Below are 13337 nucleotides of genomic sequence, written 5' to 3' on the forward strand. Positions count from 1 at the left end.
CGCCCTTATCCAGTCAGTCATTTTTCGACGCGCAACCTCGGTGGTCAGTTATGAAAGAGCATATTCATCATCTACTTGAACAAACGGTAGCCAATCTCAAGTCCGCGGGCGTCTTGCCGGCCGACCTGGAAGCCCGGGTGCAAGTAGACCGATGCAAGGAGAAGGCTCACGGCGACCTGGCCACCAACCTGGCCATGCTGCTGGCCAAACCGGCCCGCAAGAACCCCCGTGAGCTGGCCGCTGCCATCATAGAGCACCTGCCCGCCTCCGATCTGATCGCCAAGGTCGAGATCGCCGGTCCCGGCTTCATCAACTTCTTCTTCGACCCGAGCTGGCTGGCCGGTCAGGTGGAAGCCATGGTGACCAGTGCCAACGCCAACGTGAAGCTGCCGACCCCGCAAACCGTTGTGGTGGACTACTCCGCCCCGAACGTGGCCAAGGAGATGGCGGTGCACCACATCCGCAGCACAGTCCTCGGTGACGTCGCCGCCCGCGCCCTGGAGTTCCTCGGCCACAAGGTGGTGCGTGCCAACCACATCGGCGACTGGGGCACCCAGTTCGGCATGCTGATCGCCTACCTGGAGAAGATGGCCAACGAGCACGCCTCCGACATGGAGCTCAAGGACCTGGAAGCCTTCTACACCCAGGCCAAGCGTCACTACGACGAAGACGAAGCCTTCGCCGAGCGCGCCCGCAACTACGTGGTCAAGCTGCAGGGTGGCGATGAGTACTGCCGCACCATGTGGAAGAAGCTGGTCGACATGACCATGGAGCAGAACCAGCGCAACTACGACCGCCTGAACATCTCCCTGTCCAACAAGGACATCATGGGCGAGTCCATGTACAACGACATGCTGCCCCAGATAGTGGCCGACCTGAAGGCCCGTGGCCTGGCGGTCGAGAGCGAAGGCGCGACCGTGGTCTTCCTCGACGAGTTCAAAAACAAGGATGGCGAGCCCATGGGCGTCATCATCCAGAAGAGCGATGGCGGCTTCCTCTACACCACCACCGACATCGCCTGTGCCAAGTACCGTTATGAGAGCCTGGGCGCCGACCGTGTCATGTACTTCATCGACTCCCGTCAGCACCAGCACCTGATGCAGGCCTGGACCATCACCCGCAAGGCGGGCTATGTGCCGGAATCCGTGCCCCTCGAGCACCACGCCTTCGGCATGATGCTGGGCAAGGACGGCCGCCCCTACAAGACCCGCTCCGGTGGCACCGTCAAGCTGGTCGATCTGCTGAACGAGGCCGAAGAGCGCGCGAGCGCTCTGCTGGAGAGCCGCAACAGCGATCTCAGCGCCGAAGACAAGGCCAAGGTGGTGCACGCCATCGCCATGGGCGCGGTCAAGTATGCGGATCTCTCCAAGAACCGCACCACAGACTACATCTTCGACTGGGACATGATGCTGTCGTTTGAAGGCAACACGGCCCCTTACCTGCAGTACGCCTACACCCGCATCCAGTCCATCTTCCGCAAGGCGAACATAGATGCCGAGGCCCTGACCGGCCACGTGACCCTGAACGAAGAGGCCGAAGAGGTGCTGGCCCAGAAGCTGATCCAGTTCTCCGACGCGGTCAACGGCGTGGCGGACAAGGGCATGCCGCACCTGCTGTGCACCTATCTGTACGAGCTGTCCGGCAACTTCATGACCTTCTACGAAGCCTGCCCGATCAACAAGGACGGCGTGGACGAAGCGACCCGCAACAGCCGCCTGCTGCTGTGCGCCGCCACCGCCAAGGTGCTCAAGCTGGGCCTGGGCGTGCTGGGCATCCACACCCTGGAGCGCATGTAATAGATGGCGACCCGGGATTACGTCGGCAACAGCCCGAGACGACGGGCCGGTGGTCGTAACATCAAGAAAGCGGCACCTCGCCGCTTTCCTGTTATCCCGGCACTGCTGGCCGGGGCCCTGGTCGTCGGCTTTGGCGCCTTCCTTTACCTGATCAACGGCAAGGGGGCGGATGCCCCCACCATAGAAGAGCAGGTGAAGGCCAACAAACCCAAGGCACAGGGTCACACCCTGCCCCAGGAGAAGTGGAGCTACATAGAGCGGCTGGAGAACAAGCAGGTGGACATCATAGAGCCGCCGCCCCAGCCGGGCGTGCTGCCGCCACCGCCTGCCGAGACCCTCACCCTGCAACCCGAGAAGCTGCCGCAGCCGGTACCGACCGAGATCCCCCAACCCGGGACCCCCCTCGGTCAGGTGAAGCCCTTCCAGCCGCAACCGGTGCAACCGACCAAGCCGGCCACCGGTGCCCCGGTCGCCAGCGCGCAAGAGCAGGTGATCGACCAGAAGGCCGAGCGTGAGCGGATGGAGCGGGAGATCCGTGCCGAACTGGAGCGGGAACGCGCCGAAGCCGCCAAGGCCAAGGCGGCGACCCAGACGGCGGCAGCCGACGGCGGTCGCTACATGATGCAGTGCGCCGCCCTGCGCTCGCAGGATTCCGCCGAATCGCTCAAGGCACGCATCGCCTTCGGCGCCGGCCTCTCCTCCAGCCTGCAGGTGGTCAATGGCGCCAATGGCACCGTCTACAAGGTGATGGTGGGCCCCTTCAGCGGCAAGGCGGCCGTCGATGCGGCCAACCGCAAGCTGCAGAGCTCAGGCATCAGCGGCTGCATTCCCAAGAAAGGCTAGCCGCACAGCCAATCAAGAAGGGCCGGGGGGACAACCCCGGCCCTTCTCCTTTCGACTCCCCTCTCCCTCGCCGGCATGGCCTCCCCCTTTATCCCGACAACAGGTAGGCTTGAAAAGCCGGTTTGCCATCCCCATCTTTCTTGCCATGCACAGTCCGGCCGTCATTCGGCTCAAGCGAGGTAAGTAAAGTGACTACCATAGTTTCCGTCCGCCGCAACGGCCAGGTCGTGATCGGCGGTGATGGCCAGGTCTCCCTCGGCAACACCGTCATGAAGGGCAACGCCCGCAAGGTTCATCGTCTCTACAACGGCAAGGTGCTGGCAGGTTTTGCCGGCGGCACCGCCGACGCCTTCACCCTGCTCGAGCGCTTCGAAGCCAAACTGCAGGCCCATCAGGGCAACCTGGAACGCGCCGCCGTGGCGCTGGCCAAGGACTGGCGCACCGATCGCGCCCTGCGCCGCCTCGAGGCCCTGCTGGCCGTGGCCGACGAGCACAAATCCTTCATCATCACCGGCAACGGTGACGTGGTGCAGCCGGAGCACGACCTGATCGCCATCGGCAGCGGCGGCAACTTCGCCCAGTCCGCCGCCATCGCCCTGCTGGAAAACACCGAGCTGGATGCCAGGACCATAGTCGAGAAGTCCCTCAAGATTGCGGGCGACATCTGCGTCTTCACCAACGGCAACCACACCATCGAAGTGCTGGACTACAGCGCCAAGTAAGGGCGCCCGTCAGCCAACTCATTCTCCAAGGGGTGGGCCCTGCCCGCCCCGGATACAGGAACTCCATCATGTCCGAGATGACCCCGAGAGAAATCGTCCACGAGCTGGACAGACACATCATCGGTCAGGCCGATGCCAAGCGTGCGGTGGCCGTGGCCCTGCGCAACCGCTGGCGCCGGATGCAGCTCAGCGAAGAGATGCGCCATGAAGTGACCCCGAAAAACATCCTGATGATAGGCCCGACCGGGGTCGGCAAAACCGAGATCGCCCGTCGTCTGGCCAAGCTCGCCAACGCCCCCTTCATCAAGGTGGAAGCGACCAAGTTCACCGAAGTGGGCTATGTGGGCAAGGAAGTGGACAGCATCATCCGCGATCTCACCGATGTCGCCATCAAGCTGGTGCGCGAAACCGAGATGGAGAAGATGAAATACCGCGCCGAGGAAGCCGCCGAGGAGCGCATCCTCGACGCCCTGCTGCCGAACCCGCGCAACAGCTGGGGCGAGGAGGAGAAGGCCGACAACTCCAACACCCGCCAGATCTTCCGCAAGAAACTGCGGGAAGGTCAGCTGGATGACAAGGAGATAGAGCTGGATCTGGCCGCCACCCCCATGGGCGTCGACATCATGACCCCTCCGGGCATGGAAGAGATGGCCAACCAGCTGCAGGGGCTGTTCCAGAACCTGGGCCAGCAGCAGAAGAAGAAGCGCAAGATCAAGGTCAAAGAGGCCATGAAGGCGCTGATCGAAGAGGAAGCGGCCCGCCTGGTCAACCCGGAAGAGCTGAAGCAGAAGGCCATTGCCGCGGTCGAAAACAACGGCATCGTCTTCCTCGACGAGATCGACAAGATCTGCAAGCGCGGCGAGAGCTCGGGCCCCGATGTCTCCCGTGAAGGGGTGCAGCGCGACCTGCTGCCGCTGGTGGAAGGTTGCACCGTCAACACCAAGCACGGCATGGTCAAGACAGACCACATACTGTTCGTCGCCTCCGGCGCCTTCCAGGTGGCCCGTCCGTCGGACCTCATCCCCGAGCTGCAGGGTCGCCTGCCGATCCGGGTCGAGCTGACCGCACTGACTACCCATGACTTCGAGCGGATCCTGACCGAGCCGAACGCCTCCCTGACCGATCAGTACCAGGCGCTGATGGCCACCGAAGGGGTCAAGATCGAGTTCACCCAGGACGGCATCCGCCGTCTGGCCGAGGCGGCCTGGCAGGTCAACGAGCGCACCGAGAACATAGGTGCCCGCCGCCTGCACACAGTGATGGAGCGCCTGATGGAAGACATCTCCTACGACGCCTCCGAGAAGTCCGGCGAGACCTTCGTCATCGACACCGACTACGTCAACGCCCACCTCGGCGCCCTGATCGAGGACGAGGATCTGAGCCGCTATATTCTGTAAGCGCCCCCCTCCCGATAAAAAACGTCTCCCTTCGCGGAGGCGTTTTTGTATGCGTTTCTGCTCCCGCTCAGGCGCTGACCAGCACCCCATCCCGGCGGCGACCCACCAGCCAGAGCGCCAGGCCAATCAGCAGGGCGCTCAGGGCGAAGAGGGCCCGGGTGCCAAACAGCAGCTCGCTGGCCAGGGTCAGGCCCTGCTCTCCCACCAGGGCGGCGAACAGGCCGCCGAGCCCGGCCACCCCGGTCAACTGGCCCAGATTGCGCGACAGGGTCAGCAGACCGGCCACGGCGCCCCGGGTCTGCTCACTCGCCCCACCCACCACGGCACTGTTGTTGGCGGTCTGGAACAGGGCATAGCCGGCGGTCAGCAGCAGTATGGGCAGCAGGTAGCCGAGCGGGCCGAACTGCCCCGCCGCCCCGGCCAGGCCTAGGGCCGCAGCCCCCATGACTGCCAGCCCCAGCCGGACCACCTGCCGCGCCCCCAGCCTGTCCACCAGCCAGCCGGCGGGCATGCCCGTCAGGGCCGCCAGCAGGGGCCCGCCCGATATCATCAGGCCGACAGTCCCGAGATCTAGGTCGAAGACCCCCCTCAGGTAGAAGGGGCCTATGAGCAGGGTCAGCACCATGACGCTGGCCACCAGGGCGCTGGCGACAAGGCCGTTGCCAAGCCCCGGGGCCCCCAGCAGCGCCAGCGGCAACAGGGGCACAGGAGCGCGGCGCTCGCGGCGAACGAACGAGGCCGTGACCAGCAGGGCCCCCGCCCCCCACCAGAGGGCCAGGGCGCCCCCCAGAGTCAGCGCCAGGCCGTAGCAGAGCAGGGCCGCCACCAGCAGTGACAGGCTCGCGAGGTTCGTCCCCTCTTGTTGTGGCGAGGAGCCGTCCCGGGGCAGACCGAGCCGGGCACAGCCCAGCGCCAGCAGGCTGAGGGGCACCAGCAGCAGGAAGGGGGCCTGCCAGCCAAACCCGGCCGTCAGCAGGCCGCCAAAGGAGGGGCCGAGCGCAGTGCCGCAGGCCGACAGGGTACCGAGCAGCCCCATGCCCCAGCCCCGCCGCGCCGGTGGCACCAGCTGGCCCACCATGGCCAGCGCCAGGGAGAGCATGCAGGCTGCAGCTACTCCCTGCAGGGCACGGGCCGCGATCAGCCAGCCCATGGTCGGCGCCAGGGCGCACAGCAACGAGGCCAGCGCAAAGAGCCCCAGCCCCAGGAGCAGCAGGCGACGCCGACCGAACCTGTCCCCCAGTCGGCCGGCCACCACAGTCAGGCAGGTGATCCCCAGCAGATAGGCCACCAGCACCCACTGCAGGCTGGCAAAGGACACCGCAAAGGCCTGCCCCAGGGCGGGCAGCACCATGTTGGCCAGGCTACCCCCCAACATGGGCAGCAGGGTGGCTAGGCCGAGTGCCAGCAGGCCGAGACGGCGAGCGGCAGGGGTCGGAAGGGGCTTGGGTTGTGACATGGCACTGTCTCCGGCAGAGGATGATGCCACAAGGCTAGCGGGGGGCATGAGCCGGCGGAAGGCGCACGACTTGCAGCTTATAGCTGCACGAGACGCCATATGAAGATCAGGGTTCTCGCGTATGATGAAGCCAACCGACCGTCATGGGTCATCACCCGGGATCCCCGGCTCGGCGAGGGCAATGCCATGAATACCCCCGACTTCAATCTGCTGCTGACCCTGGATGCCCTGCTGGACGAGGGCAGCGTGGCCGGTGCCGCCAGGCGACTCTCCTTGAGCCCCTCAGCCATGAGCCGGGCCCTGGCCAGGCTGCGGGAGACCACGGGTGACCCCCTGCTGGTCAGGGCGGGCCGGGGTCTGGTGCCCACGCCGCGTGCCCTGGCCCTGCGCGCCCAGGTCAGCCAGCTGGTGCAGGAGGCGCACGCCGTGCTGCGCCCCCAGCAGGAGATAGACCCGGCACGGCTGGTGCGCACCTTCCGCCTGAGATCCAGCGACGGCTTCGTGGAGGCGGTCGGCCCTGCCCTGCTGGCCCGGCTCGCCGCCGAGGCCCCTGGGGTCAGGCTGCACTTTCTGGCCAAGCCCGACAAGGGGAGCCGCCCCCTGCGCAGCGGCGAGCTGGATTTCGAAACCGGCGTCATAGGTGCAGAGACGGCGCCCGAGCTGCGTACCCAGGCGCTGTTTCAGGACCACTTCGTCGCCGTGGTGCGTCCGGGCCACCCCCTGTGCGAGGGCCCCCTGACCGCCCCCCGCTATGCCGCCGCCCGCCACATCATGGTGTCGCGGCGCGGGCTGGAGCAGGGCCCCATAGACGAGGCCCTGACACACCTCGGGCTGGCCCGCGAGGTGGCGACCCTGGTCCCCGGCTTTGCCACTGCCCTGGCGCTGGTGCGAGGCAGCGACCTGGTGGCGACGGTGCCCGAGCGGCACTGCGCCGCCCTGTACACCGATCTGGTGACCCTGCCCCTGCCCTTCCCGCTGGCAGGGATCAGGGTCGCCCTGATCTGGCACCCCAGTCAGGACGCCGACCCGGCTCACCGCTGGCTGCGCACCCTCATCCGCGAGACCTGCGCCCGGGCCCCCTATGGAGGGGACACCAGAGACAGCTGATCCCCCCGGCGGCAGGCAAATCCACCTCCTGGCCGCCCGGGGAGCACGGCGCGGCTGCCCGGAATCCCGAGGGCTCCGGCCCGCTGCACCCGCCTTTTCCCTCCGTCACACAGAGCTGCGAGGCGCCGCTCACACTTGTTCAAAAAAAGATCGGCCCGCCCCTTCCTTCGATTTTATACGAGCGTATAATTCAGATCAAAATCTGTGCGACAGGAGCCTTGTTCGATGCACCCCACTCGTCAAAAACTGCTCGATACGGGCCTTGCGATCGCCACCGACAAGGGATTGCGCGGCCTCACTGTGCGCGAGCTGGCGGCGGCGGCCGAGGTCAATCTCGGCACCTTCGTCTACCACTTCGGCAACCGCGACAGCTATATCGACGAGCTGGTGGAGCTCTGGTACGCCCCCCTCTTTGATGAGCTCAAGGCGGTGGCTGCCCGCGGCATCTACCCCTCTGCCCTGGCGACCTTCGAGGCCACCATGGTGGCGGTGATCGCCCTGGTGGCGCGCCAGCGCAGCTTCATCAATCACCTGTTTGGCGATGCCCTGTCCGGCGAGCGCGCGGCCCAGCGCTTTCTGCTGAGCCTGCCGCGCCGCCACCCCCTGCTGCTGCTCGAGCAGGTGCGCAACGCGCAGGCGGAGGGCTCCCTGGTGGCAGGCAACCCGTTGCAGCTGATGATCTTCATCATGGGCTCCGTCGGTCTGCCCCTGGTGATAGCCGGTGGCGGCCGCCAGCTCGGTTGGCTGCCCCCGGAGGCGGCGCCGTTTTTGTCCCAGATAGACAATCCCGAGGCCGCCCGGCAACGCCTGACGTGGGCCCTGCGCGGCCTGTGCCGCTCCGAAGGAGATCCCGCATGAAACAACGCATCGCCATCCTGGCCGTGCTGCTGGCCCTGCTCAGTGGCTACCTCGGGTGGCAGGGCCGCCCCCAAGGAGATCCGACATGAAACAACGCATCGCCATCCTGGTCCTGCTGCTATCCGTCATCGGTGGCTACCTCTGGTGGCAGGGCCGTCCGGCCGACGGCTCCATCCTCTACGGCAACGTCGACATCCGCGATGTGAACCTGGCGTTCAGGGTCGGCGGTAGGGTCAGCGAGGTGCTGGTCGATGAGGGGGATAGCGTAAAAGCAGGCCAATTGCTGGCCCGCCTCGATCCCGTGCCCCTCGCCCACCAGCGCGACAGCGCCCGCGCCAATCTGGCCGCGATCGAAGCGGCCAACACCTTGATCCACAAGGGGTATCGCAGCGAAGAGACAGACCGTGCTCGGGCCGAGCTGGCCGCCGCCGAGGCGGCCGCCCTCGAGGCAGAGCAGCAGTGGCGTCGCCAGCGTGCACTGGCGGCGACCGGCGCCATCTCCCGTGGCCAGCTCGACAGCGCCCGCTCCCAGCGGGATCAGGCCCAGGCCCAGGTGCGCTCCGCCCGCGAGCAGCTCGGCCAGCTCGAGACCGGCTACCGCCCCGAAGAAATTGCCCAGTCAGATGCCCAGCTGGAAGGGGCCAAAGCGGCGCTGGCCAGCGCCGAACTGGCGCTCGCCGACGCCGTGCTGACAGCCCCGAGCGACGGCATCCTCCTCACCCGCGCCATAGAGACCGGCAGCATGGTGCAGCCGGGGGCCACCGCCTTCAACCTCTCACTGACTGCGCCTGTCTGGGTGCGCGCCTATGTGGAGGAGCCCTGGCTCGGCCACTTCCCGAGCGGCGCCAAGGTGATCCTTACTACCGACTCAAGGCCGGACCAGCCCTATCAGGGGGTGGTGGGCTTTGTCTCCCCCACCGCCGAGTTCACCCCCAAATCCGTGGAGACGCCGGATCTTCGCACCCACCTGGTCTACCGGCTGCGCATAGTGGTGCAGGATCCTGACTCTGCCCTGCGCCAGGGGATGCCGGTCACCGTCAGGCTGCAGCCATGAACGCCGCCATCCAGCTCGCCGGGGTCACCAAGTGCTTCGGCGAACGGGTGGCCCTCAACGCCATCTCGGCCACCATTCCGACCGGCGGCATCACGGGCCTGGTGGGGCCGGACGGCGCGGGCAAGAGCACACTGCTGCGCCTGCTGGCCGGTCTGCTGGTACCGGAGGCCGGGGAAATCCGGGTGCTGGGGCTGGATCCGGTCCGCGAGGGGGATGCCCTGCGCCAGCGGCTGGGTTACATGCCCCAGCAGTTCGGGCTCTACGAGGATCTCAGCGTGCAGGAGAACCTCAACCTTTATGCTGACTTGCGCGGCGTGCTGGAGCCAGAGCGCAGCCCCACCTTCGAGCGCCTGCTCGCCTTCACCGATCTCGCCCGCTTCACCGCACGGCCGGCGGGCAAGCTGTCGGGGGGAATGAAGCAGAAGCTGGGGCTGGCCTGCGCCCTGCTCGGCACCCCGGACGTGCTGCTGCTCGACGAGCCCGGTGTCGGGGTCGATCCCATCTCCCGCCGCGCCCTCTGGAAGATGGTGCGCGAGCTGGCCCAGGGAGGCATGACGGTGCTCTGGAGCACAGCCTACCTCGATGAGGCCGAGCTGTGCGACCACGTGCTGCTGATGGCGGACGGCGAGGTGCGCACCAGCGGCACCCCGGCGACACTCATGGGAGCCATGGCGAGCCGCTGCTGGCTGCTGGAAGCCGGAGAACTGGACGGCCGTGAGCGGCGCGCCCTGCTACGCCGCGCCCTGGCCCACCCGGCGGTGATGGACGGCACTGTGGCGGGGGAGCGGGTGCGCCTGCTGCTGCATTCGGGCCAGATGCCGCCTCCCCTGGCGGAGCTCGGCCTCTCGGAGGGTGGCTTCGTACCGACCCCTGCCCGGCTCGAGGATGCCTTTATCGATCTGCTGGGGGGCGGCCCGGGTGGGGAATCCAGCCTGGCGCAGCTGATGCGCGAGGCCAGCCTGCCCGAGGGGGTCTCCCCGGAGGCGGTGATCGAGGCGCGCCGCCTTACCAAGCGTTTCGGCGATTTCACCGCCACCGACGACGTCAGCTTCGCGGTGCGCCGGGGGGAGATCTTCGGCCTGCTCGGCCCCAACGGCGCGGGCAAGTCCACCACCTTCAAGATGGAGTGCGGCCTGCTGCGCCCAAGCAGCGGACAGGCGCTGGTGACCGGCATCGATCTGGCCCGCAGCCCCTCGGCGGCGCGTCAGCACCTCGGCTACATGGCCCAGAAATTCTCCCTCTATAAGCAGCTCACCGTGGCCCAGAACCTGTCGTTCTTCGCCGGTATCTACGGCCTGTTCGGTCGCCAGCAGCAGACGCGCATCGACGCCATGGTGAAGGCGTTCGCCCTCGGCCCCTGGCTCGGCCAGCAGACGGAATCCCTGCCTCTTGGCCTGCGCCAGCGCCTGTCCCTCGCCTGCGCCCTGCTCCACGAACCGCCGCTGCTGTTCCTCGACGAGCCTACCTCAGGGGTCGATCCTGTGACCCGGCGGGAGTTCTGGTCCCACATCAACGCCTTGGCCGATCACGGGGTCACAGTGCTGGTCACCACCCACTTCATGGACGAGGCGGAGTATTGCGACCGCATCGCCCTCATCTACCGCGGTCGCCTGCTGGCGCTCGGCACCCCGGACGAACTCAAGGCCAGTGCCGCCGGAGGGGCCACCCTCTCCTTGCCAACCTCTTCATTACCAACGATGGAAGAGGCCTTCATCACGCTGGTCGAGCAGGCCAGCGAGGAGGACTCATGAGCATCAACCGCCGCCGTCTGCTGGCCCTGTGCCACAAGGAGTCCCTGCAAATAGTGCGCGACCCCAGCAGCATCCTCATCGCCTTCATCATGCCCGTGGTGCTGCTGGTGGTGATGGGTTACGCCATCAACCTGGACGTGGACCACCTGCGACTCGGCATCTGGCGCACCGACGGCGGCGCCCCGGCCATCCGCCTCGAACAGGCCCTTCGCGGCTCGAACGCCCTTGAGGTGCAGGGCGGTCCGAGCAAGGAGGCGCTGCTCGGCAGCCTTGAGCGCGGCGAGATCCGCGGCCTGCTGGTGATCGACGAGGGGTTCTCCCGTGCCATGGCGGGCCAGGGCGGCGGCACCCCCAGGGTCTTGCTGCTCACCGACGGCTCCGAGCCCAACACGGCGAACTTCGTCACCAACTACGTGCAGGGGATCTGGCAGGGGTGGCTCGTCAGGGAGGGAGTCTCCCTGCCGGTGGCGGTGGAGAGCCGCGCCTGGTTCAACCCGGCGCTGGTGAGCCGCAACTTCCTGGTGCCCGGGTCTATCGCCGTGGTGATGACCATCATAGGCGCCCTGCTCACCTCCCTGGTGGTGGCCCGGGAGTGGGAGCGCGGCACCATGGAGGCGCTGCTCGCCACCCCGGTGACCAAGACAGAGCTGCTGCTCTCCAAGCTGTTGCCCTACTACGGGCTCGGCATCGCCGCCATGCTCATCTGCCTGCTCTTCTCGGTGGCCGTGATGGGGGTGCCCTGGCGCGGCTCGCTGATCTCCCTGTTCGTGCTCACCACCCTGTTTCTCGGCAGCGCCCTCGGGCTCGGGCTCTTTCTCTCTACCGTGATGCGCAGCCAGTTCAACGCCGCCCAGGCCGCGCTGACGGCAGCGTTTCTGCCGGCCATGATGCTCTCGGGCTTCGTGTTCGAAATCGCCAGCATGCCGCCCCTGTTGCGGGCCATCACCCACCTGATCCCGGCCCGCTACTTCGCGAGCTCGTTGCAGACCCTCTACCAGGCGGGCAACGTGCTCTCCATCCTGCTGGTCAACGGCGTCTGCCTGTTGCTGCTGGCCGCCTTCTGGCTGGCCCTCACCGCCCGCAAGACGCGGCGCACCCTGGAGTAAACATGCTGATCCGACTCTGGTGGCTGATCCGAAAAGAGTTGCAGGCCCTGATGGGTAATACCCAGGGGCGCTTCCTGCTCATCATGCCGGTGCTGCTGCAAACGGCACTCTTCCCCTTCGCCGCCACCCTGGAGGTGACCGGCAACACCCTGGCCATCTACGACCAGGATGGGGGGGCGCAGAGCCGGGAGCTCATCGAGCGCCTCACCCACATGCCCGCCTTCACCACTGTGATGCCGGTGGCGGGCGAGGCTGGGATGACAGATGCCATCACGGGGCAGCAGGCCCTGATCGGCCTCATCATCCCGCAGGATTTCTCCCGCCGCCTGGCGCGCGGCGACACTGCCAAGGTGCAGCTGATCATCGACGGGCGCCGCTCCAACGGGGGTCAGGTGGCGGCAGGCTACATCAATCAGGTGATCGCCCGCTGGCAGAGCGAGGGCAAGGGGCTGCCGGAGCTCACGGTGCGCCACCTCTACAACCCCAACATAGAGTTCAGCTGGCACATACTGCCCTCCCTGGTGGCCATCATCACCACCATTGGCTGCCTCATCGTCACCGCCCTGTCGGTGGCGCGGGAGCGGGAAGAGGGCACCTTCGACCAGCTGCTGGTCTCCCCCCTCACCGCGGGCTGGATCATGGCGGGCAAGGCAGTACCCGGCATTCTGGTGGCGGTGGGCCAGGGCACCATAGTCGCGTTGGCGGCCCGCTTCCTCTATCAGGTGCCGTTTGGCGGCAGCACCACGCTGCTGATGGCGGGCATGGTCTGCTACGGCCTGGCGCTGGCGGGGATAGGGCTCTTCGTCTCGTCCCTCTGTTCGACCCAGCAGCAGGCGTTTCTCGGGGTCTTCTCCTTCATGGTGCCGGCGGTGATCCTCTCGGGCTATGTTTCCCCCATCGAGAACATGCCGCTGTTGTTGCAGTGGCTGGCGGCCGTGGATCCCCTCAGTCACTTCATCCTGCTGCTCAAGGGGGTCTTCCTCAAGGATCTCGGCTGGTCGGCGGCCTGGCCCCTGCTCTGGCCCCTGCTCGCCATCGCCGGTGTCTCCCTCTCCCTGGCGCTGGCCATGTTCCGCCGCCATATCGCCTGATGACCCGGCCCCTGCCAGGGGTCGGGCCCTTGCCCGCCATACCGGCACTCGACCGGGGCCAGCAGCCACGCCGGGTACGGAAATCGTCAACTGGTATACCCATTTATGTATAAGTTTGAATTCCCTCGAATTACCCCTGAGGAGATATATAAATAG

General features: G+C 66.7%; 11 protein-coding genes. 10 read left to right on the plus strand and 1 reads right to left on the minus strand.

Annotation, left to right across the window (positions count from 1 at the left end; translation table 11 throughout):
- The first annotated feature begins 50 nt into the window (after positions 1–50).
- From argS to hslU, 4 genes are all read left to right on the plus strand, one after another.
- The gene (gene argS, locus ACFWHB_RS20350; protein ID WP_111910873.1) at positions 51–1796 is read left to right on the plus strand and encodes an arginine--tRNA ligase; all 1746 of its coding nucleotides are present in this window, start codon (positions 51–53) and stop codon (positions 1794–1796) included.
- 3 nt (positions 1797–1799) lie between these two features.
- The gene (locus tag ACFWHB_RS20355) at positions 1800–2639 is read left to right on the plus strand and encodes an SPOR domain-containing protein (protein WP_139744698.1); all 840 of its coding nucleotides are present in this window, start codon (positions 1800–1802) and stop codon (positions 2637–2639) included.
- A 188-nt stretch (positions 2640–2827) separates the two neighbouring features.
- Positions 2828–3361, plus strand: coding sequence for an ATP-dependent protease subunit HslV (gene hslV, locus ACFWHB_RS20360; protein ID WP_005340772.1), 534 nt, complete (start codon positions 2828–2830; stop codon positions 3359–3361).
- A 68-nt stretch (positions 3362–3429) separates the two neighbouring features.
- Positions 3430–4758 carry an HslU--HslV peptidase ATPase subunit gene (gene hslU, locus ACFWHB_RS20365; protein WP_005328414.1) on the plus strand — a complete coding sequence of 443 codons (1329 nt, stop codon included), beginning with the start codon at positions 3430–3432 and terminating at the stop codon, positions 4756–4758.
- 67 nt (positions 4759–4825) lie between these two features.
- Here hslU and ACFWHB_RS20370 read toward each other — a convergent pair whose 3' ends face one another.
- Positions 4826–6214: an MFS transporter gene (locus ACFWHB_RS20370; RefSeq protein WP_395949142.1), complete on the minus strand. Its 1389-nt coding sequence runs from the start codon at positions 6212–6214 to the stop codon at positions 4826–4828.
- Between the two features lie 186 nt (positions 6215–6400).
- Here ACFWHB_RS20370 and ACFWHB_RS20375 point away from each other — a divergent pair, with 186 nt between their 5' ends.
- The 6 genes from ACFWHB_RS20375 to ACFWHB_RS20400 all read left to right on the plus strand — a co-directional run bounded on the left by ACFWHB_RS20375 (position 6401) and on the right by ACFWHB_RS20400 (position 13181).
- Positions 6401–7321, plus strand: a complete 921-nt coding sequence (locus ACFWHB_RS20375) for a LysR family transcriptional regulator (RefSeq protein WP_395950228.1) — start codon at positions 6401–6403, stop codon at positions 7319–7321.
- A 225-nt stretch (positions 7322–7546) separates the two neighbouring features.
- Complete coding sequence (locus ACFWHB_RS20380) at positions 7547–8179, plus strand: TetR/AcrR family transcriptional regulator (RefSeq protein WP_395949143.1); 633 nt, start codon at positions 7547–7549, stop codon at positions 8177–8179.
- An 85-nt stretch (positions 8180–8264) separates the two neighbouring features.
- Positions 8265–9233, plus strand: coding sequence for a secretion protein HlyD (hlyD, locus tag ACFWHB_RS20385; protein WP_395949144.1), 969 nt, complete (start codon positions 8265–8267; stop codon positions 9231–9233).
- A complete protein-coding gene (locus ACFWHB_RS20390; protein ID WP_395949145.1) occupies positions 9230–10984 on the plus strand; it encodes an ATP-binding cassette domain-containing protein in 1755 nt (584 codons plus the stop codon). Before hlyD ends, ACFWHB_RS20390 begins: the two co-directional genes overlap by 4 nt.
- Entirely contained in the window at positions 10981–12090 is a 1110-nt protein-coding gene (locus ACFWHB_RS20395; RefSeq protein WP_111910865.1) for an ABC transporter permease, read from the plus strand. The genes ACFWHB_RS20390 and ACFWHB_RS20395 overlap by 4 nt, the downstream gene beginning before the upstream one ends.
- A gap of 2 nt (positions 12091–12092) precedes the next feature.
- On the plus strand, positions 12093–13181 hold the full coding sequence (locus ACFWHB_RS20400) for an ABC transporter permease (RefSeq protein ID WP_393935576.1): 1089 nt from the start codon (positions 12093–12095) through the stop codon (positions 13179–13181).
- Positions 13182–13337 lie beyond the last annotated feature (156 nt).

It is taken from the genome of Aeromonas mytilicola subsp. aquatica (assembly GCF_044336385.1).
Taxonomy (GTDB): Bacteria; Pseudomonadota; Gammaproteobacteria; order Enterobacterales; family Aeromonadaceae; genus Aeromonas; species Aeromonas rivipollensis.

Coding starts and splice junctions, on each gene's coding strand:
- argS (WP_111910873.1), top strand. CDS start 51: ATGAAAGAGCATATTCATCATCTACTTGAACAAACGGTAGCCAATCTC.
- ACFWHB_RS20355 (WP_139744698.1), top strand. CDS start 1,800: ATGGCGACCCGGGATTACGTCGGCAACAGCCCGAGACGACGGGCCGGT.
- hslU (WP_005328414.1), top strand. CDS start 3,430: ATGTCCGAGATGACCCCGAGAGAAATCGTCCACGAGCTGGACAGACAC.
- ACFWHB_RS20370 (WP_395949142.1), bottom strand. CDS start 6,214: ATGTCACAACCCAAGCCCCTTCCGACCCCTGCCGCTCGCCGTCTCGGC.
- ACFWHB_RS20375 (WP_395950228.1), top strand. CDS start 6,401: ATGAATACCCCCGACTTCAATCTGCTGCTGACCCTGGATGCCCTGCTG.
- ACFWHB_RS20380 (WP_395949143.1), top strand. CDS start 7,547: ATGCACCCCACTCGTCAAAAACTGCTCGATACGGGCCTTGCGATCGCC.
- hlyD (WP_395949144.1), top strand. CDS start 8,265: ATGAAACAACGCATCGCCATCCTGGTCCTGCTGCTATCCGTCATCGGT.
- ACFWHB_RS20390 (WP_395949145.1), top strand. CDS start 9,230: ATGAACGCCGCCATCCAGCTCGCCGGGGTCACCAAGTGCTTCGGCGAA.
- ACFWHB_RS20395 (WP_111910865.1), top strand. CDS start 10,981: ATGAGCATCAACCGCCGCCGTCTGCTGGCCCTGTGCCACAAGGAGTCC.
- ACFWHB_RS20400 (WP_393935576.1), top strand. CDS start 12,093: ATGCTGATCCGACTCTGGTGGCTGATCCGAAAAGAGTTGCAGGCCCTG.